Below are 19,894 nucleotides of genomic sequence, written 5' to 3'. Positions count from 1 at the left end.
AGCGCCGAAGCGCTCTTTTTGTTTAAGCCAGTTGACGCAGCATACGCCGCAGCGGTTCGGCGGCCCCCCAGAGGAGCTGGTCGCCGACCGTGAACGCGGAGAGATACTCCGGCCCCATGTTAAGCTTGCGCAGGCGTCCGACCGGCGTGCTGAGCGTGCCAGTGACCGCCGCAGGCGTCAGTTCGCGCACGGTGATATCGCGGTCGTTTGGCACCACTTTCACCCAGTCGTTATGGCCCGCCAGCAGCGATTCGATAGTCGACAGCGAGACATCTTTTTTAAGCTTCAGCGTAAACGCCTGGCTGTGGCAGCGCAGCGCGCCGATGCGCACGCACAGGCCATCGACCGGGATAACCGACGAGGTGCCGAGAATTTTGTTGGTCTCCGCCTGGCCTTTCCACTCTTCTCGGCTCTGGCCGTTATCGAGCTGTTTATCGATCCACGGAATAAGCCCGCCCGCCAGCGGTACGCCGAAATTATCCACCGGCAGGTCGCCGCTGCGGGTCAATGCAGTGACTTTCCGCTCGATATCAAGAATGGCGGAGGCCGGGTCGGCCAGTTCCGCCGCGACGTGCTGCTGCAACAGGCCCATCTGGTTCAGCAGTTCGCGCATATGGCGCGCGCCGCCGCCGGACGCCGCCTGATAAGTCGCGACAGAAACCCACTCCACCAGGTTTTCCGCGAACAGCCCGCCCAGCGACATCAGCATCAGGCTGACGGTGCAGTTACCGCCGACAAACGTCTTCACGCCGTTATTCAGGCCGTCGGTAATCACATGCTGGTTCACCGGGTCGAGAATAATAATGGCGTCGTCTTTCATGCGTAGTGAAGACGCCGCGTCAATCCAGTAACCCTGCCAGCCGCTTTCACGGAGCTTTGGATAGATTTCGTTGGTATAATCGCCGCCCTGGCAGGTCACGATAATGTCCAGCGCCTTCAGCGCGTCAAGATCGTAAGCGTCCTGAAGCGTGCCGCCGCCCTGTGCGCCGAAAGCGGGCGCGGGCTGGCCGAGCTGGGAAGTAGAGAAAAAGACAGGACGAATGGCGTCAAAATCACGCTCTTCCACCATGCGTTGCATGAGTACAGAGCCGACCATACCGCGCCAGCCGATAAAACCAACATTTTTCATAACCCGTGTTCCTGCGAGATGTGCTTTGTGTGCGTGTCGGGAGATGCCCGTAGATACTTTCACCATACAAAATGCAGCTAAAGTGGCAAGTGAAATTAATCAATGATCGTCTGAACATCAGAAACAGAGCTAATCAGGCGTCGCGTTTACCGTTATCAGGACTCTTTTCATGAATGACATTCTCTCCGCCGCCGTCCTGCTGATCCTGATTATGGATCCGCTGGGCAACCTGCCGATTTTCATGTCGGTGCTCAAGCATACCGAGCCGAAACGCCGCCGGGCGATTATGGTGCGCGAGCTGTTTATCGCGCTGCTGCTGATGCTTATTTTTCTGTTCGCGGGCGAGAAAATCCTCGCGTTCCTGAACCTGCGCGCGGAAACCGTCTCTATTTCCGGCGGCATTATTCTCTTCCTTATTGCTATCAAAATGATTTTCCCAAGCCAGGAGGGCAACAGCACCGGCCTGCCTGCGGGCGAAGAGCCCTTTATCGTGCCGCTGGCGATCCCGCTGGTCGCGGGCCCAACGCTGCTCGCGACGCTCATGCTGCTCTCGCACCAGTATCCGAACCAGATGGGGCATCTGGTTATCGCGCTGCTGCTCGCCTGGGGCGGCACGTTCGCCATCCTGTTGCAGTCGTCGCTGTTCCTGCGCCTGCTTGGCGAAAAAGGCGTGAACGCGCTGGAGCGCCTGATGGGCCTGGTGCTGGTGATGCTCGCCACCCAGATGTTCCTGGACGGCATCCGGGCGTGGATGAAGGGGTAAAAAAAGGGCTTCCACTGGGAAGCCCTTTTATTGTCAGCCCTGCCCCCGGGAGAAGGCTTAAGGCTGACAAAAAACCGCCGGGTGATATCGAAGAAATCGTTATCAGGACAGTAGCGTAAACGCGATCATCCCGACAATGGCGCCGGTGGTGCCGAGCAGCGTTTCCATCATCGTCCAGGTTTTCAGGGTCTCCCCTTCGGTGGCGCCGGTAAACTTACCGAACAGCCAGAACCCGGCGTCGTTAACGTGGCTCACCACAATCGAGCCGCCCGCGATACAAATGGACAGCGCCGCAAGCTGCGCGCCGGAGAAGTGAAGCTGTTCAATAACCGGCATCACCAGCCCGACGGCCGTGAGACAGGCCACGGTCGCGGAGCCCTGAATAATGCGCACCGCCGCCGCCAGCACAAAGCAGGTGACGGCAATCGGCAGGCCCACGCCGGTCAGCGCTGCGCCGAGCGCCGGGCCGACGCCGGAATCCACCAGCACCTGTTTGAACACGCCGCCTGCGCCAATCACCAGCAGAATAATGCCCGCCGGTTGCAGCGCCTGGCCGCAGACCGCCATGACCTTCTCTTTTTCCATGCCCTGACGACGCGCCAGACCGTAAATTGCCACCAGGCACGCGACCAGAATCGCGGTAAACGGATGGCCGATAAACTGCAGCCATTCGTAGAGCGTGGAGCCCTGCTCGGTAAAGCGCGCGGCGATGGTTTTAAGACCCACCAGCACCAGCGGCAGCAGGATCAGCGCAAGGCTAAAGCCAAAAGACGGCAGTTTGCCCTCGCCCAGATGCGGTTCGCTGATATCGTCAGGAATATGCAGTTCCACATAACGGCTGATGAAATTGCCAAACAGCGGCCCGGCCACCAGCATGCCCGGAATGGCGGCGCACAGCCCGATTAAAATCATCCAGCCGAAATCGGCGTGCATCTGGGAGGCAAGCAGCATTGGCGCAGGCCCCGGCAGCAGGAACGCGGCAGCGGCGGCGACGCCTGCGAACAGCGGGATCACAAGCTTCACCAGGTTGGTGCCGGTGTGGCGCGCCATCGAAAACGCGACGCTAATCAGCAATACGATCGCCACTTCGAAAAACAGCGGCAGCGCGCAGATGAGGCCCGCAAGACCAATCGCATAATGCGCCCGGCTATGGCCGAACGATTTCAGCATTTTGACCGCAATCTGGTCGACCGCGCCGGTTTCATGCAGGATTTTGCCGAACATGGCGCCCAGCGCCACGACGACGGCCAGAAAACCGAGCGTGCCGCCCATGCCTTTTTCCATGGTGGCGGCGATTTTATCGAGCGGCATGCCGGAGAAAAGCCCGGCACCGATGGACACCACCATCAGCGCCACGAAGGCGTGCATTCGCGCCTTCATCACTAAAAACAACAGAAGTAAAACGGACCCTACTGCCGTTAAAACGAGGGTTAATGTATTCACAACTTACTGGCCTTTGTTGATAAGCGCGATCGTGCTGTCGATAACGTCGTCAAGCGACTGGTTGATATCCACAAACAACACATCTTTTTCATCTTCCTGCGGGGCTTCCAGCGCCTCGAACTGGGTCACCAGCATTTGCGGCTTGAAGAAGTGCCCTTTACGCGCGCGCAGGCGGCTTTCGATCACTTCAAAATCGCCTTTCAGCCAGATGAAAGAGAGATTCGGATTGCCGCTGCGCAGAATGTCGCGGTAGCGCTTTTTCAGCGCCGAGCAGACGATCAGCGACACTTTGTTGGTGCGTTGCATCGCGAAGGCGGCGTCGTTGAGTGCCTGTAGCCACGGCGTGCGGTCATCATCATTAAGCGGATCGCCGGACGCCATTTTCATAATGTTGCGGCGCGGATGCAGAAAGTCGCCATCCAGAAACGCCGCTTTCAGACGATGCGCGACTTCGCTGGCGACAACGGATTTCCCGCTGCCGGAAACGCCCATCAGGATATAAATGTGGTGATCATGATTGGTCGTGCTCATTGCAGAACTCCCCTGGCAAAGGCATTACGGATAATGTTACGGGTAACTGTTAACGGTAACATTGTCTGGCTCACACTGAAAATTAGCAATTTCCGCAGGAGGCCAGTGTGAATAAGTGTGAACTAGCTCAAATTTGTGGGATTAAATTGAGCCGCCCGGCGAGAGCGTAAAACCGAGATCGAGCATCTGCGGCGTGACGGTTTCGCCACGGATGCGCGCCAGCAGGCGTTCCGCGCCGATGCGTCCCATGCGCTCGCGCGGCGTAAGCACGCTGGCGAGCTGCGGCTCCATCACCTGCCCGATATCGTGGCCGTGGAAGCCGGCGATAGCCATATCGTCAGGAATACGCAGACCCAGGCGCTGACACTCGAACGCGGCGCCGATAGCGAGATCGTCATTGGTGCAGAAAATACTGTCGAGCTGCGGATATTCGCGCCGCGCCTGCCGCAGCAGTTCGCTGCCGGTGGAGAATGACGAAGAGTGCTCCACCATGACGCTGTAAGGCGTCAGCCCCGCGTCAAGCATCGCCTGCTCGTAGCCTTTCTGTTTCATGATGGTGCGTTCGTCAAGACGCGCGCCGAGATACGCGACGTGACGATGACCGCGGGCGATAATTTCCGCCGTCATCTGGCGCGCGGCGTCGAAGTTATCAAACCCTACGGCGATATCGAGGCAGGGCGAGACGCTGTCCATCAGTTCCACCACCGGAATGCCCGCCACTTCAATCATCTTCAGCGTGCGCGGCGTGTGGTTGCGCTCGGTTAAAATCAGCCCGTCAATATTCCAGGAGAGCATCGATTCCAGGCGTTCTTCCTCCAGCTCCGGCTTATAGCCGTAGTGGGCAAGCATGGTTTGATAACCGTGCGCGTCGATAACGCTTTCAATGCCGCGTAAGACTTCGGCAAATACCTGGTTGGTCAGGGAGGGCAGCAACACGCCAATAGCGCGGCTGGTAGCGTTGGAGAGAATATCCGGCGCGCGGTTGGGAATGTAGCCAAGATCGTCCAGCGCCGCCGCGATTTTACTGCGCAGCGCCAGCGAGACTTGCTCGGGGTTGCGCAGATAGCGGCTGATGGTCATTTTGGTCACGCCGACGCGATCGGCCACATCCTGAAGTACCGGTCTTCTCTTTTTCATCGTCCTGAAGGGGGGATAAGGTCATGGGTAATAACCAGTTTATCACGGACGCGCAACAACCTTCCCCTGTTTAGAGGAAGGTTGCGAGTGAGGTTAAGGAATTATCAGACCGGCGGCAGATCGAACAGCAGGATTTCGCTGTCGCTGTCGGCGCGGATGGCAAGCGTCGCTTCGTCCCAGATAGCCAGGCCGTCGCTGGTGGTCGCGCGGGTGCCGTTAATGGTCACATCGCCTTTCACCACCTGGATCCAGACGCGACGACCGGCAGCCGGCGTGTACTCGCCCTCTTCGCCATTGGGCAGCGCCCAGCGCGACAGTTCCATATCCTGATGCACTTTCAGCGACCCGTCGCGGGCGTCCGGCGACAACACCAGCTGGCGGCCCTGGGCGGCGTCGAAGCGGCGCTGCTCATAACGCGGTTCGATGCCGTTTTCAGACGGGATTATCCAGATCTGATACAGACGCAGACGCTCGGTGGCGCTCGGGTTGTATTCCGAGTGGCGAACCCCGGTGCCGGCGCTCATTATCTGAAACTCACCGGCAGGCACCTGTTCTTTGTTGCCCATGCTGTCCTGATGTTCTACCGCGCCTTCCAGCACGTAGGTCAGAATTTCCATATCTTTATGCGGGTGCGTACCGAAGCCCTGACCGGCGTCGATGACGTCGTCGTTGATCACCCGCAGGGCGGAGAAGCCCATAAAATTCGGGTCGTAGTAGTTGGCGAAAGAAAAAGTGTGCCAGGAATCGAGCCAGCCGTGGTTAGCATGGCCACGTTCATTTGCTTTGCGTAAATAGATCATCGTGTACCCCCTTAGCGATTTGATGGGGTAAGTGTGTACCCGAACGGTTCGCGATCATAGAGGGTGAAAATTGACTCCTCTGTTCAAATTTTGTGAATAAGAACAGAGGAGCCGGTAACCCTTATTTCGCAAGGGTTACCGTGGCAGGAGACGCCTGCTCGAAACCGCGTTCGAGGATCTCCAGATTGGTGAGCACTTCAGATTCTCTGACATAATTCGGCGCGCCGTTAACCAGGGTGTCATAGAGCGCGTCATATACGAGGCCATAGTCGCCCACTTCCGGTTTTATCTCTTCACGCACCGTTTCGCCCCGCTCGTTGACATACTCCAGCCGCCCTGTGCTTTCATCCGCCGCAAAGCCCGGCTCGCCCGGCATGATCCCGGCCTTCAGGCTGGTCTCCTGCTGGTCGATGCCATATTTGATAAACGAGCCCTTTTTGCCGTGGACGATAAATTTCGGGTAGTCGATTTTGACGTAATGGCTGGTCTTCACAATGGCTTTCAAATCGCCATAAAACAGCTGCGCCTCAAAGGTGTCGTCCGGGTTGGCCTTATTGCGCAGGCTGCGGATGTCGTAGCTGACGTGATCGGGCCGGCCAAACAGCGAAATAATCTGATCCATCGTATGCACGCCGAGTCCGAAAAACATGCCGTCCTCCGGCAGGCCCGGTTTGGTTTCCGCCTCCGGGCGGTAGTAATCGAAATGGCTTTCGATTTCGACAATCTCGCCCAGTTTGCCGCTCTCAATCACCTTGCGGGCGGTGAGGAAGCAGGCGTCGAACCGGCGATTCTGATACGGCGTGACCACCAGCCCCTTGCTCTTCGCCAGATCCAGCAGCAGGCGCGCATCCGCGACGCTTGTCGTGAACGGCTTCTCCACCAGCACGTTTTTCCCGGCTTCCAGCGCGCGTTTCGCGTAGTCGAAATGGCTGTCGGCGTGGGTGCAGATAACCACCAGCTTCACCGAGTCGTCGTTCAGGATGTCATCCAGCACGCTGGTGAAGTGAATATGCTGATAACGCGGATGGCTTTCCAGCTCCGGTTTAGGATGACGGCGGAAAATATGCGCGACGTGAAATGTCTCTTTGCGGTGTAAAACGTAGGGAAGATGGTAGCGGGTGGTGCTTTTGCCAAAACCAATAAAAGCGCAGTTAATCGTCATTGCCCGATCCTTATAGCGAGTTAAAGCGTTGGTTTAACCATAGATCATCAGGCAAAAAAAAAGCCAGCACCCGGCTGGCTAAGAAATACTGGAAGCAATGTGAGCAATGTCGTGCTTTCAGGATGATTCCGTTGGGGTTCCCCCTGAACGCATGGCAATAATAATCATTATCATTCGCATGTGTCCAGCCTTTTTTGAAAAAAATTTGGGAATTGACCACAAAGAAAAAACCATTGATGTTGAGAGGGTTATCGGAAAACACAGGGGAACGCCATGAATGACGTCGTGGTAAGACATGCAGAAACTGACGATGCGCAGGCGTTGCAGCAGATCCACACAATGCCGGAGATCATCCACAACACGCTGCAAATCCCGCATCCGTCGCTGGCGATGTGGCGCGACCGGCTCGGCGCGCCGCAGCCGGGGCGTCGTCAGTTAGTGGCGTGCATTGACGAGCAGGTGGTGGGCCATCTGGCCTTAACGGTCGAGCAGAACCCGCGGCGCAGCCATGTGGCGACATTCGGGATGAGCGTGCATCCGGCGTGGCGCAACCGCGGCGTGGCCTCGGCGTTGATGCGTGAAATGGTGAACCTGTGCGATAACTGGCTGCGTATTGAGCGAATAGAGCTGACGGTGTTTGTCGATAATGCGCCTGCGCTGGCGGTATATCGTAAATTCGGGTTCGAGACGGAAGGCACAGGCCGCCGTTACGCCCTGCGCGACGGGGAGTATGTGGACGCGTACTTTATGGCGCGAATGAAGGCCGGTTAACGGGCGCTGGCGGAGGTTGTTAAGGCGGGCGCGCGTGGCTTACCCGCCCAGGAGAACCCTATCGCCGTTTTTAATGCACGCCCGCCTTTCGCATTACGCGATACGGCGGGCGCTACCTTAATACCCCGCCGTTAAATCATCCACGCTGCGCGGGTCGGACGCGCCATAAAGCGCCCCGTCCGGGCCAATCATAATGCTCTGGGTGCTGCCCATCGCCTCTTTCACCGCCACGTTCTGCCCTTTTTCACGCAGCAGCTTCAGCGTATCCGGGCTAAAGCCCTTCTCCACCCACAGCTGATCCGGCAGCCACTGATGATGGAAACGCGGCGCGTTAGTGGCTTCCGCCACGTTCATACCGAAATCGATTGAGTTCACGACCATCTGCAATACGGTAGTAATAATACGGCTGCCGCCCGGGCTGCCGGTCACCAGCCAGGTTTTGCCCCCTTTCACCACGATCGTCGGCGACATCGACGACAGCGGGCGCTTTTTCGGCCCTACGGCGTTCGCATCGCCCCCCACCAGACCATAAACGTTCGGCGTGCCCGGCTTCGCGGAGAAATCGTCCATCTGGTTATTCATCAGAATACCGGTATCGCCCGCCACAATGCCGCTGCCGAAGGTGGTGTTCAGCGTGTAGGTCACCGCCACCGCGTTGCCGTCTTTATCGACAACCGAGAAATGCGTCGTCTGGTTGCTCTCATAAGGCGCGAGATTGCCAGGCTTTATCTCCTTTGACGGCCGCGCTTTATTCACATCAATCTGCTGCGCCAGCGTTTTTGCGTAATCCTTGCTGGTCAGCGCCTGCCAGGGCACCTTCACGAAATCGGGGTCGCCCAGATATTCCGAGCGGTCGGCGTAGGCATATTTTTCCGCCTCGGCCATTATCTGCATCGCGTCAGCGCTGCCGAAACCATATTTATGCAGGTCAAAATTTTCCAGAATATTAAGGATTTGCACAATGTGGATCCCGCCGGAAGACGGCGGTGGCATTGAGTACACCTGATAACCGCGATAGTCGCCGCTCACAGGCGTGCGCTCCACCGCTCTGTAATTCGCCAGATCGGCTTTAGTGATAAGCCCGCCGTTTTTCGCCATTTCATCAGCTATCTGATCGGCGATGGGGCCTTTATAAAAGGCGTCCGGGCCATTTTTAGCGATAAGCTCAAGGCTTTTCGCGAGGTTCGCCTGCACCAGTTTGTCGCCTTTCTGGTAAGGATTGCCGTCCTGTTTCCAGAATATCGCTTTACTGGCCGGGTGGTTCGGGAGCGTCTCCACGCCGTAGGTTTTTAAATCGATAGCCAGCGCGTCGTTTACCGTAAAGCCGTCACGCGCCAGCGCAATGGCGGGCTGGATAACGTTATCGAGCGACATCGTGCCATATTTTTGCAGCGCCAGCGCGAAGCCCGCGACGCTGCCCGGCGTGCCGGAGGCGAGATGTGAAGTGAGCGATTTTTTACTGTCGGCGTTGCCCTGCGCATCGAGGAACATATCGCGCGTGGCTTTCTCTGGCGCCATTTCGCGAAAATCGATCGCGGTCACTTTGCCGTCTTTGGTGCGCAGCATCATAAAACCGCCGCCGCCGAGGTTACCGGCCTGCGGGTGTGTGACCGCCAGCGCGAACCCTACTGCGACTGCCGCATCCACCGCGTTGCCGCCCCGCTTCAGCACATCGACGCCCACCTGGGTCGCGGCGGCATCCACAGACGCCACCATGCCGTGTTCGGCGCGCACCGGATGAAACACATCCTCTTCAACGCCATAGGAGACCGGCGCAGGCGCCGCAACGGGCGGAGGCGCTGCCGCCGCCGATACGCAAAAGGCTGCCGCCAGCGCGGCTATCGCGGTCTGGCGTACGGTTTTCCACTGCATCATCATTATTTTTCTCCGGTTCTTGTCTGGGACACTCCCCGGATCAAGTCTGGTTCACAACTCTTAAAAGATCATCGTGTTGTCACAGAGGGAGTAAACTTAAAAGATCTTCCATACGGGGAGGGAAATACCATGAAACGTTACTTACTGATTGCCGCCGCGCTGCCGCTGGCGGCGCTGGCCGAACCCATCAACGTCCTCAATAACCCGAACCAGCCGGGGTACGTAAACCCCAGCCAGCAACGTTTACAGACGCAGATGCAAAGCCAGCAGATCCAGCAAAAAGGTATGCTGAACCAGCAGATCCAGACGCAGAGCCGTCTGCAACAGCAGAACCTGCAAACGCAGATGAACGCCAACACGCAGCGTATTCAGCAGAACCAGCCGGGGAATCTGAACCCGCAGCGGGAGCAGGTACTGCCGAACACCAACGGCGGTATGCTGAACGGCAACAGCGGCAGTTCGCAGCACATGCTGAACAGCACCGGCAGCAGCGGCGCGACGCTGAACAGCCCTCAGCAGACGCATATGATCCAGCCGCACCAGAACGGTGACATGCTGCGGCAAAACGGCGCCACCTTAAACACAAATAGCGCCATCGCGCCTTAAGCGTGGAAATCAGGCCCTATCTCGTCAATCGCGTCGGTGCAGATGCAGTCAACGCCCCAGGCGAGCAATTCCAGCGCGCGCCGGGGCGAATTGACGGTATAGACCAGGATGCGCAGCCCGGCGTCTTTAAGCTGTCTGACGCGCGCCTGATCCAGCAGCTTGTGGTTGAGGTGAATCGACACACAGCCAAGCCGCGTGGTCAGCGCCTGCCAGTCATCGCGCCACTCATCCAGCAACAGCCCGCGCGGCAACTCCGCGGCGGCCTGTTGCGCCGCTTCCAGCGCCTCGACAGAAAATGACGAGAGCAGCGGCGCGGTCATCCCCTGCCAGAGTTCACGTGCGGCCAGCGCCACCACGCGCCCGGTTTCTTCATCGGCGCCGGTCGTCGGTTTGATCTCGATATTCGCCATCATGTGATGCTCGCGGCAGCGCTGCGCCACGTCGCTCATCAGCGCCAGCTTCTCGCCTTTAAACGCGCCGCTGTACCAGCCGCCGGCATCCACTTTCAGCAGGTCATCCCAGTTCAGCTCGCCCGCCACGCCCCAGCCGTTGCTGGTGCGTTCAAGCGTGTCGTCATGCAGCAGGAAAATCTGGCCGTCTTTCGAAAGCTTGACGTCAAACTCAATCATGGCGTGCCCCAGACGCGCGCCGGTGTCGATCGCCGCCAGCGTGTTTTCCGGCGCCAGTCTGCCGCCGCCGCGGTGAGCGACGATCGGAGGATATGGCCAGTTGCTCATAGTCGTTGTCCTGTTTCACCGTCAAAAAAGTGCAGATGGGTTTCCGGCAGGTGTAGCCACAGCTGGCTGCCCGGCTGTGGGCGCTCCTGATGCGCGAGGCGCGCCACCACTTTCTGGCTGCCCCAGCGGCCATGCGCGAGATTATCCGCGCCCAGCATTTCCAGCGTATCGAGCGGCAGCGGCACGCCGCCTGCGGCTTGTGAGCTTAACGCAATATGTTCCGGGCGGATACCCAGCGTCACTTTCCGTCCGGCGAGCGTTTTATGCAGCCCGCCAAGCGGCAGAGAGAGACCGCCGTCAACGTCAAAATGGGTTCCGTTGGCGTTAACGCGCCCTTCCAGCAGGTTCATCGCCGGGCTGCCGATAAAGCTCGCCACAAAGCGGCTGGCGGGCCTTTCATACACATCAACCGGCGTACCTATCTGCTCCGCCACGCCTTTGTTCATCACCATCACGCGCTGGGCGAGCGTCATCGCTTCTACCTGATCGTGCGTGACGTACAGCGATGTGGTGCGCAGGCGGCGGTGCAACTGTTGCAGCTCAAGGCGCATCTGCACGCGCAGTTTGGCGTCGAGGTTAGAGAGCGGCTCGTCAAAGAGAAACACTGCCGGGTCGCGCACGATGGCGCGGCCCATTGCCACGCGCTGCCGCTGCCCGCCGGAGAGTTCGCGCGGGCGGCGCTTCAGCAGCCCGTCCAGCTCCAGAATACGCGCGGCTTCTTTGACACGCTCGGCGATATGCGCTTTGCCCATGCCGCGAATTTTCAGGCCCCAGGCCATGTTCTCCTCCACGTTCATGTGCGGGTAGAGGGCGTAGTTCTGGAACACCATCGCGATGCCGCGCTCTTTGGGTTCCATTTCCGTGACGCGCTGGCGGTCTATCCAGATATCGCCGCTCGTCACCCGCTCAAGCCCGGCCACCATACGCAGCAGCGTGGATTTGCCGCAGCCGGACGGGCCGACCATCACGATAAATTCGCCATCCGCCACGTCGACCGTCAGGGGCTGGATCACCTGTGTTTTGCCGTTATCCCAGCTTTTGGTCACCGCCTGAAGTTTTAAACCTGCCATTTTATTTCTCGCTGTCTACCAGCCCGCGGACAAACGCGCGCTGCATTACCAACACAATCACCACCGGCGGGATAAGCGTCAGCAGCATCGCCGCCATCACCTGATTCCACTGCGTGCTGCCCTCACCTACCGAAATCATGCCTTTGATACCGGCCACCGCCGTGCCAAGCGCCGGGTCGCTGACGATAAGCAGCGGCCAGAGGTATTGGTTCCAGCCGTAGATAAACGTAATGACAAACAGCGCCGCCAGGTTGGTTTTCGACAGCGGCAGCACGATGTCGCGGAAGAACCGCATCGGCGAAGCGCCGTCGATGCGCGCCGCCTCCATGAGCTCATCGGGCAGCGTCATAAAGAACTGGCGGAACAGGAATGTCGCGGTGGCGGAGGCCATCAACGGCAGCGTCAGGCCGGTATAGCTGTCCATCAGCTTCAGGCTGGCAATGACGTCTACCGTCGGGAAAATACGCACTTCTACGGGCAGCATCAGCGTAATAAAAATCATCCAGAAGAAGAGGTTCCTCAGCGGGAAGCGAAACCAGACGATGGCGAATGCCGAGAGCATCGACACCGCGATTTTCCCGACGGTAATACTGAACGCCATGATGAAACTGTTGAGCAGCATCAGCCAGAACGGCGCGCTGTTGGCGCCGACGCCGTTGATCCAGATGTCTTTCAGGTTTTCCCACAGGTGCGTGCCGGGGATAAGCGTCATCGGCGTGGCGAACACGGCCTGGTTGTCGAGCGTTGCCGCCACGAACGCCACGTAGAGCGGGAAGAGAATGGCGGCGATGCCGAGAATTAAAATGGTATGGCTGAAAATCGTCAGCCCGCGGCGGTTTTCAATCATTGGTAGCGCACCTTACTTTCCACATAGCGGAACTGCACCACGGTGAGGATGATCACCAGCACCATCAGCACCACCGACTGCGCGGCGGAGGTGGAGAGATCCAGTCCGGCGAAGCCTTCGCGGTAAATCTTGTAAATCAGCGTGGTGGTAGCCTGCACCGGCCCGCCCGCGGTGGCAGCGTCGATAACCGGGAACGTGTCGAAAAACGCGTACACCAGATTGACCACCAGCAGGAAAAAGCTCACCGGCGCGATAAGCGGCAGCGACAACTTAAAGAAACGACGTACCGGGCCTGCGCCGTCGATAGCGGCGGCCTCGACCAGCGAGCGCGGGATAGACTGCAGCGCGGCGAAGAAAAAGAGAAAGTTGTAGCTGATCTGCTTCCAGACCGAGGCGAAAACCACCAGAAACATCGCCTGCCCGCTGTTTTGCGAGTGGTTCCAGTAATACCCCATCTGCTCCAGCACATGGGTAATCAACCCGCGTCCGGGGTTGAAGAGGAAAATCCACAGCACAGCGGCGATAGCGGGCGCGACGGCGTAGGGCAGCAACATCAGCGTCTGATAAAAGCGGCTGCCGCGCACCACATAATCCACGAGGGCGGCGAAAAACAGCGACACCAGCAGGCCGCTGACGGTCACCAGCGCGCTGAATTTAATGGTGGTCCAGAAGGAGTCCAGGTAATAGCTGTCATGAAACAGCTGCGTAAAATTCGCAAGCCCGACAAACTGGCTGGAGAGCCCGAACGGATCGACGCTTTGTACCGAGTACCAGAGCGCCTCGCCCGCAGGCCAGATAAAAAAGATAACGGTGATAATCAGCTGCGGCGCCAGCAGCGCATAAGGCAGCCAGCTTGCGCGAAACACCGGACGGGATGATGACATAAAGAGACACTTTCCTGAAAAATGCCGGGAGCGGCTTCGCCTTACCCGGCCTGGGAACTATCACGGGCAGAGCGGTAATCGCCTGATGACCTGCAAGCCGCCTGTAGGGCGGTAAGCGCAGCGCATCCGCCACGACAGACCGACAACCGTATTCAGGGCGGGTAAGGCAACGCCGCACCCGCCACATCAAACCGGCTGTCCCTGCCGGTTCTGGGGTTACGATTTCGTCGACTGCTCGAAGCGGCGCAACAGCTGATTACCACGTTCAACCGCGGCATCCAGCGCCTGCTGTGGTGTTTTCTTACCCGTCCAGACGCTTTCCAGCTCTTCGTCAACCACGGTGCGGATCTGCGGCATATTGCCCAGACGCAGCCCTTTGGTGAACGGCAACGGCGGCTTGTTCAGCATCTGGCGAGTGGCGATATCCGCACCCGGATTTTTGTCATAGAAGCCCTGCTCGCGGGTCAGGTCGTAAGCTGCTTTGGTGATAGGCAGATAGCCGGTTTTCTGGTGCCATTCCGCGGCGTTTTCCGGCTGCGCGAGGAAGCTCAGGAACTCTGCGACGCCTTTGTACATCTCTTTGTCTTTGCCCTGCATCACCCACAGGCTCGCCCCGCCGATAATGGCGTTCTGCGGCGCGCCTTTCACGTCGGCGTCGTAAGGCATCATGCCCACGCCGTAGTTGAATTTGGCGTAGTGGCGGATATCCGCAAGCGACCCGGAAGACGCGGTGGTAATCGCGCAGTCGCCGTTATAGAACTTCTCGGTCGACTCATCCTTGCGCCCGAAGTAGCTGAAATCGCCTTTCTTGTTGAGTTCCTGCAGCAGCGCGATGTGCTTCACCTGCTCCGGCTTGTTGAATTCCAGCACCGCATCGGTGCCGTCGAAGCCGTTATTTTTGGTGGCGACCGGCAGACCGTGCCAGGCGCTGAAGTTTTCAATCTGGATCCAGCCCTGCCAGCCGCTGGCGTAGCCGCACTTCATGCCCGCAGCTTTCAGCTTCGCGGTATACGCGGCGAGATCCTGCCAGGTTTTCGGCGGCTGCTCCGGATCTAAGCCCGCTTTTTTGAAGGCGTCTTTGTTGTAGTAGAGCACCGGGGTGGAGCTGTTGAACGGCTGGGAGAGTAAGTGCCCGCTTTTCGCGTCGGTGTAGTAACCGGCGACCGTCGGCACAAACTGCGATTCGTCGAATTTAATGCCAGCATCGTTGAAGACTTCGTACACCGGTTTGATCGCTTTTGAGGCCATCATGGTGGCGGTGCCTACTTCGTAGACCTGCAAAATCGCCGGGGCATTGCCGGTACGGAAGGCCGCGATGCCCGCCGCCAGGCTCTGTTCGTAGTTGCCTTTATAAACCGGTTCGATTTTGTATTCCGGGTGCGCCTGGTTGAACCGCTGCGCCAGCGAATTCACCTCTTTACCCAGTTCGCCTTCCATGGAATGCCAGAACGGAATGGTGGTGGCGGCCATCGCCTGGCTGCTCAGCGCCCATCCCAGAGCCACACAAATTGCTGTACGTCGTAACGAAGCTGTCATGTCTGTTATCTCTCTGATTATGCGTCGTTTGAGATGCGCGAAATCACGCGTTTTATGCTCGCGAGCTAACATGACATGCGCGTATGACAGAAAAATAACTGGATAATGACAAAACAGTGACGCAAGCGCGGCAGAGAAATGACGCGCCGATGATGGTCTGATGACAGGAGCTAAGCGCGAAGCTGGGCAGCTATCTCTTCCAGGGTCAGACGCCCTGCCGCCGCGTTGACGGTCATCTCAACAAAAGCCGGATTAGCCGCAAGCGCGATACCGTTTCGCTTAAGAAGCAACAGCGTAATGAAAAGCGCCGTGCGCTTATTACCGTCGTTGAAAATTTGGCCTCGCGCAATCGCCAGTAAATGCATCGCCGCCAGCAGCCAGATATCGTCAACGCCTTCGTACTCATATTTATTAAGCACGCGATACATTAACGCTTCGGCCCGCCCCGGATCGGGCATCCCTGTGACGCCGGGCGTCACCTGCAATAAGCGGTCATGGAAGCGAACTATCTCCTCCGCTGAGATAAAGTGAATCGTCATTACCTGTCCGCAAGCTCCCTGATTTCATTACCGTGCACGGCCATCATCTCCGCGAATTCGGCATCCAGTTTGGCCGCCTGGTAACGTTCAAACTCTTCGGCGCTGATGATAACGGCCGGTTTATGGCCGCGGCGCGTAATGGTCACTGGCGTTCCGGTGGTGGCGGATTCCAGGGCGGAAGCGAGCTGCTGGCGCGCTTCGCTGTAGTTCATCGTACGCATAAAGCTTCCTCTAAAGTACAAATTAATTGTACAAGTAATGCGTACATAAAACAAAAGCCGGGTGGCGTTTCGCCATACCCGGCTTTCTCAATGCACCGGCCCGGTAACCTTACGCCACCGGGCCGCGATGACTTAACCGCCTAAATAGGCGCTGCGCACCGCCTCGTTGGCGAGCAGCGCGTCGCCGGTGTCCTCAAGCACCACATGGCCGTTTTCCAGCACGTAGCCGCGGTCGGCGAGCTTCAGCGCCTGGTTGGCGTTCTGCTCGACGAGGAAAATGGTCATCCCCTCTTTACGCAGTTGTTCGATGGTGTCGAAAATCTGCTGGATGATAATGGGCGCCAGACCCAGCGACGGCTCATCGAGCAGCAGCAGGCGCGGCTGGCTCATCAGCGCGCGGCCAATCGCCAGCATCTGCTGTTCGCCGCCGGACATCGTGCCGGCGCGCTGGATGCGGCGCTCATGCAGGCGCGGGAAGAGATCGTAAACACGCTGAATACGCGTCTGAAACTGCGAGCGGTCGGCGAAAAAGCCGCCCATCGCCAGGTTCTCTTCCACCGTCATGCGGGAGAAGACGCGGCGGCCTTCAGGCACAATCGCCACGGCCTCGCGCATAATGCGCGCCGTCTGCCAGTCGGTAATGTCTTTGCCGTCAAAGACAATGCGCCCGGTGCTTGCGCGCGGATCGCCGCACAGCGTGCCGAGCAGCGTGGTTTTCCCCGCGCCGTTGGCACCGATAAGCGTGACGATTTCGCCCTGCTTAATGTGCAGGCTCACCTCATGCAGCGCCTGGATTTTTCCGTAGTGCGCGCTCACCTTGTCAAAAGACAACATCACGTTTTCCATCTTATGCCTCACCCAGGTATGCGCGAATCACGTCAGGGTTGTTGCGGATCTGCTCCGGCGTGCCGTTGGCAAGCGGCGTTCCCTGATTCACGACATAAATACGATCGGAAATGCCCATCACCAGTTTCATATCGTGCTCAATCAGCAGAATGGTGGTGTTGTGATGGTTACGCAGTTCGACAATCAGCTCGTCCAGCTCTTTAGTCTCTTTCGGGTTGAGACCCGCCGCCGGCTCGTCAAGCATCAGGATCTCCGGCTGCGTCACCATACAGCGGGCAATCTCCAGACGACGCTGGTCGCCGTAGGCGAGGTTGCCCGCCTGGCGGTTGGCGTGCTGCAACAGATTGATGCGCTCAAGCCAGGTGGCGGCGCGATCCAGCGCCTCGCTGTGGGCGCGACGAAACGCCGGCGTTTTCAGCAGGCCGGAAAACAGCCCGGACTTCAGTTGCTGATGTTGCGCCACCAGCAGGTTTTCAATCACGGTCATTTCGCGAAACAGCCGCACGTGCTGGAAGGTGCGCACCACGCCCATACGGGCGATCTGCTGGCCCGGCAGCCCTTCGAGATGCTGGTCGCGCAGCATAATGGTGCCGCCGGTGGGCTTGTAAAAGCCGGTCAGGCAGTTGAATACCGTGGTTTTACCGGCCCCGTTCGGGCCAATCAGCGAGACGATTTCACGCTCGCGCAGTTCAAGCGAAACGTTATTCACGGCAAGCAGGCCGCCAAAGCGCATCATCAGGCCGTTGACGGATAATAAGGGCTGACTCATGCCTGCTCTCCTTTACTGCTCACACCATTTTTCAGTTTCAGTTGCGGGCGTGTCATCGGCAACAAGCCCTGCGGACGCCAGATCATCATCAGCACCATCAGCCCGCCCAGCACCAGCATGCTGTATTCATTCAGGTCACGCATCAGTTCACGCGACACCACCAGCAGAATGGCGGCGAGGATCACCGCGAACTGCGAGCCCATGCCGCCCAGCACCACAATCGCCAGCACGAACGCGGATTCCGCGAAGGTGAACGACTCCGGGCTGACGAAGCCCTGGCGCGCGGCGAACAGCGTACCGGCGAAACCGGCGAACGCGGCGCTGATGGTAAAGGCGGTGAGCTTGATGCGCGTCGGGTTGAGGCCGAGCGAGCGGCAGGCAATCTCATCTTCGCGCAGCGCTTCCCATGCGCGGCCCAGCGGCATACGCAGCAGACGGTTAATCACGAACAGCGAGAACACCACCAGCAGCAGCGCCACCAGGTAGAGCCAGATAACGCGGTCGGCAGGGTCGTACTTCACGCCAAAGAAGTTGCTGAAAGTGTCCCATCCCCCTTCGCGCGCGGTGCGGCTAAATTCCAGGCCGAAAAAGGTCGGTTTGGGGATCTGGCTGATGCCGTTCGGCCCGCCAGTGATTTCGGTATTGTTGAGCAGCAGAATACGGACGATTTCGCCAAAGCCGAGCGTCACAATCGCCAGGTAGTCGCCGCGCAGGCGTAATACCGGGAAGCCGAGCAGGAAACCGGCGGCGGCAGCCACCAGGCCCGCCAGCGGCAGACAGGTCCAGAAGCCCAGACCGTAGTAGTGGTTCAGCAGCGCGAAGGTGTAAGCGCCGATGGCGTAAAAGCCGCCATAGCCCAGCACCAGCAGGCCGGAAAGCCCCACCACCACGTTCAGGCCGAGGCCCAGAATCACGTAAATCATGGTCAGCGTGGCGATATCCACCGTGCCGCGCGAGACCATAAACGGCCACGCGACGGCGAGCGCCAGAAGCCCCAGCAGGAACAGCTTCTGTTTCGGCGTCGAGCCATCGATAGCCGGCAGAATAAACTTCGGCCCGGAGACGTTTTTCAGGCCCTTTTGAAAGAGCGGGCGCAGGAGCTGGAACAAAAAGACCACGCCGGTGCCGAGGGCAATCCACTCCCAGCGGATGCTGTCGGCGGTGTCGACGACAAGACGCGTGCCGTCCAGCTCAAGCTGAACGCCCATAAAAATGCCTGCCAGCAGGAAGAACATGGCAGCCGCCAGCAGCGCCGCCACAAAATGCATCGGTTTCATACTTTTTCTACCTCCGGGCGGCCCAGAATACCGGTCGGCATCACCAGCAGTACGCCGATCAACAGGGCAAACGACACAACATCTTTATATTCGGTGCTGAGATAGGCGGAGCAGAGCGATTCGGTCACGCCGAGGATAAGCCCGCCAATCATCGCGCCCGGAATGCTGCCGATGCCGCCCAGCACGGCGGCGGTGAAGGCTTTCATCCCGGCCATAAAGCCGATGTAGGGGTTGATGACGCCGTAGAACTGGCCGAGCAGCACGCCCGCCACCGCCGCCATCGCCGCGCCTATCACAAAGGTGAGCGCGATAACGCGATCGGTGTTGATGCCAAGCAGGCTCGCCATTTTCAGATCTTCCGCGCAGGCGCGGCAGGCGCGCCCCATGCGGGAGTAGCGGATAAACAACGTCAGCGCGAGCATCGCCACTACCGTCACAACCCAGATAACCAGCTGCATCGTCGTAATGCTGGCGGCGAAGTTATCGCTGCTGCCGATGGTCCACTGTCCGTTAAACAGGCTCGGCAGCGCGACGTCGCGCGAGCCCTGCGTCAGGCTGACATAGTTTTGCAGGAAGATTGACATCCCGATGGCGGAGATCAGCGCAATCAGGCGTTTGGAGCTGCGCACGGGGCGATACGCCACGCGCTCGATGCTCCAGCCGTAGGCGCTGGAGACGACAATCGCGCCGATAAAGGCGGCGCCGACCAGCAGCCAGCTGGCGTCGATGCCCATCATCATGAGCGCGGCGATGATCATGAATGACACATAGCTGCCGATCATATAGACCTCGCCGTGGGCGAAGTTGATCATGCCGATAATGCCGTAGACCATGGTGTAGCCGATGGCGATCAGCGCATAGGTGCTGCCCAGCGTGACGCCGTTAAACATCTGCTGCAGAAAATAGAGAAACTGCTCGGACATAACGTAACCTTATTAAAACCTGCCAGAC

General features: G+C 58.7%; 21 protein-coding genes. 3 read left to right on the top strand and 18 right to left on the bottom strand.

All coding sequences use genetic code 11. The features are described 5' to 3' along the window. Positions 1–22: 22 nt before the first annotated feature. Entirely contained in the window at positions 23–1,129 is a 1,107-nt protein-coding gene (gene asd, locus AFK63_RS19850; protein WP_038867022.1) for an aspartate-semialdehyde dehydrogenase, read from the bottom strand. Between the two features lie 169 nt (positions 1,130–1,298). Here asd and AFK63_RS19845 point away from each other — a divergent pair, with 169 nt between their 5' ends. Further along, positions 1,299–1,892: a YhgN family NAAT transporter gene (locus AFK63_RS19845; RefSeq protein ID WP_038867019.1), complete on the top strand. Its 594-nt coding sequence runs from the start codon at positions 1,299–1,301 to the stop codon at positions 1,890–1,892. 102 nt (positions 1,893–1,994) lie between these two features. Here AFK63_RS19845 and gntU read toward each other — a convergent pair whose 3' ends face one another. From gntU to AFK63_RS19820, 5 genes are all read right to left on the bottom strand, one after another. Beyond that, positions 1,995–3,335: a gluconate transporter gene (gntU, locus tag AFK63_RS19840; RefSeq protein WP_038867017.1), complete on the bottom strand. Its 1,341-nt coding sequence runs from the start codon at positions 3,333–3,335 to the stop codon at positions 1,995–1,997. Between the two features lie 3 nt (positions 3,336–3,338). Further along, positions 3,339–3,866: a gluconokinase gene (gene gntK, locus AFK63_RS19835; RefSeq protein WP_038867014.1), complete on the bottom strand. Its 528-nt coding sequence runs from the start codon at positions 3,864–3,866 to the stop codon at positions 3,339–3,341. 141 nt (positions 3,867–4,007) lie between these two features. Further along, entirely contained in the window at positions 4,008–5,003 is a 996-nt protein-coding gene (gene gntR, locus AFK63_RS19830; protein ID WP_038867012.1) for a gluconate operon transcriptional repressor GntR, read from the bottom strand. A 104-nt stretch (positions 5,004–5,107) separates the two neighbouring features. Continuing rightward, positions 5,108–5,803 (bottom strand): pirin family protein, encoded by a 696-nt coding sequence (locus AFK63_RS19825; protein ID WP_053531595.1) that lies wholly within the window; start codon positions 5,801–5,803, stop codon positions 5,108–5,110. 121 nt (positions 5,804–5,924) lie between these two features. Next, positions 5,925–6,965: an oxidoreductase gene (locus AFK63_RS19820; protein WP_038866983.1), complete on the bottom strand. Its 1,041-nt coding sequence runs from the start codon at positions 6,963–6,965 to the stop codon at positions 5,925–5,927. Between the two features lie 273 nt (positions 6,966–7,238). Between AFK63_RS19820 and yhhY the strand changes: the two genes are divergently transcribed. Further along, entirely contained in the window at positions 7,239–7,736 is a 498-nt protein-coding gene (gene yhhY, locus AFK63_RS19815; RefSeq protein ID WP_038866980.1) for an N-acetyltransferase, read from the top strand. A gap of 117 nt (positions 7,737–7,853) precedes the next feature. On the opposite strand, the gene ggt is transcribed toward yhhY, so the two are convergent. Then, positions 7,854–9,614, bottom strand: a complete 1,761-nt coding sequence (ggt, locus tag AFK63_RS19810) for a gamma-glutamyltransferase (protein ID WP_081642099.1) — start codon at positions 9,612–9,614, stop codon at positions 7,854–7,856. Positions 9,615–9,740: 126 nt separating this feature from the next. Here ggt and AFK63_RS19805 point away from each other — a divergent pair, with 126 nt between their 5' ends. Further along, entirely contained in the window at positions 9,741–10,217 is a 477-nt protein-coding gene (locus AFK63_RS19805; RefSeq protein WP_038866971.1) for a DUF2756 family protein, read from the top strand. Here the strand turns inward: AFK63_RS19805 and ugpQ are convergent. The 11 genes from ugpQ to livH form a co-directional block, all read right to left on the bottom strand. Then, complete coding sequence (gene ugpQ, locus AFK63_RS19800) at positions 10,214–10,954, bottom strand: glycerophosphodiester phosphodiesterase (protein WP_038866969.1); 741 nt, start codon at positions 10,952–10,954, stop codon at positions 10,214–10,216. The genes AFK63_RS19805 and ugpQ overlap by 4 nt on opposite strands. Beyond that, on the bottom strand, positions 10,951–12,024 hold the full coding sequence (locus AFK63_RS19795; protein ID WP_038866967.1) for a sn-glycerol-3-phosphate import ATP-binding protein UgpC: 1,074 nt from the start codon (positions 12,022–12,024) through the stop codon (positions 10,951–10,953). Before AFK63_RS19795 ends, ugpQ begins: the two co-directional genes overlap by 4 nt. 1 nt (position 12,025) lies before the next feature. Next, complete coding sequence (gene ugpE / locus AFK63_RS19790) at positions 12,026–12,871, bottom strand: sn-glycerol-3-phosphate ABC transporter permease UgpE (protein ID WP_038866965.1); 846 nt, start codon at positions 12,869–12,871, stop codon at positions 12,026–12,028. After that, a complete protein-coding gene (gene ugpA, locus AFK63_RS19785; RefSeq protein ID WP_038866963.1) occupies positions 12,868–13,755 on the bottom strand; it encodes a sn-glycerol-3-phosphate ABC transporter permease UgpA in 888 nt (295 codons plus the stop codon). Before ugpA ends, ugpE begins: the two co-directional genes overlap by 4 nt. 216 nt (positions 13,756–13,971) lie before the next feature. Beyond that, complete coding sequence (gene ugpB / locus AFK63_RS19780; protein ID WP_038866961.1) at positions 13,972–15,291, bottom strand: sn-glycerol-3-phosphate ABC transporter substrate-binding protein UgpB; 1,320 nt, start codon at positions 15,289–15,291, stop codon at positions 13,972–13,974. Positions 15,292–15,461: 170 nt separating this feature from the next. Further along, the gene (locus AFK63_RS19775) at positions 15,462–15,830 is read right to left on the bottom strand and encodes a type II toxin-antitoxin system death-on-curing family toxin (RefSeq protein ID WP_038866959.1); all 369 of its coding nucleotides are present in this window, start codon (positions 15,828–15,830) and stop codon (positions 15,462–15,464) included. Beyond that, positions 15,830–16,051 carry a type II toxin-antitoxin system Phd/YefM family antitoxin gene (locus tag AFK63_RS19770; RefSeq protein ID WP_007730583.1) on the bottom strand — a complete coding sequence of 74 codons (222 nt, stop codon included), beginning with the start codon at positions 16,049–16,051 and terminating at the stop codon, positions 15,830–15,832. The genes AFK63_RS19775 and AFK63_RS19770 overlap by 1 nt, the downstream gene beginning before the upstream one ends. A 132-nt stretch (positions 16,052–16,183) precedes the next feature. Continuing rightward, a complete protein-coding gene (gene livF, locus AFK63_RS19765) occupies positions 16,184–16,897 on the bottom strand; it encodes a high-affinity branched-chain amino acid ABC transporter ATP-binding protein LivF (RefSeq protein ID WP_038866956.1) in 714 nt (237 codons plus the stop codon). 1 nt (position 16,898) lies between these two features. After that, positions 16,899–17,666 carry a high-affinity branched-chain amino acid ABC transporter ATP-binding protein LivG gene (gene livG / locus AFK63_RS19760; RefSeq protein WP_038866954.1) on the bottom strand — a complete coding sequence of 256 codons (768 nt, stop codon included), beginning with the start codon at positions 17,664–17,666 and terminating at the stop codon, positions 16,899–16,901. Continuing rightward, on the bottom strand, positions 17,663–18,943 hold the full coding sequence (locus tag AFK63_RS19755) for a high-affinity branched-chain amino acid ABC transporter permease LivM (RefSeq protein WP_038866952.1): 1,281 nt from the start codon (positions 18,941–18,943) through the stop codon (positions 17,663–17,665). Before AFK63_RS19755 ends, livG begins: the two co-directional genes overlap by 4 nt. Next, complete coding sequence (livH, locus tag AFK63_RS19750; protein ID WP_038866950.1) at positions 18,940–19,866, bottom strand: high-affinity branched-chain amino acid ABC transporter permease LivH; 927 nt, start codon at positions 19,864–19,866, stop codon at positions 18,940–18,942. The genes AFK63_RS19755 and livH overlap by 4 nt, the downstream gene beginning before the upstream one ends. Positions 19,867–19,894 lie beyond the last annotated feature (28 nt).

The sequence above is a fragment of the Cronobacter muytjensii ATCC 51329 genome (assembly GCF_001277195.1).
Taxonomy (GTDB): Bacteria; Pseudomonadota; Gammaproteobacteria; order Enterobacterales; family Enterobacteriaceae; genus Cronobacter; species Cronobacter muytjensii.
This window is presented reverse-complemented; position numbering and strand designations above follow the sequence as displayed.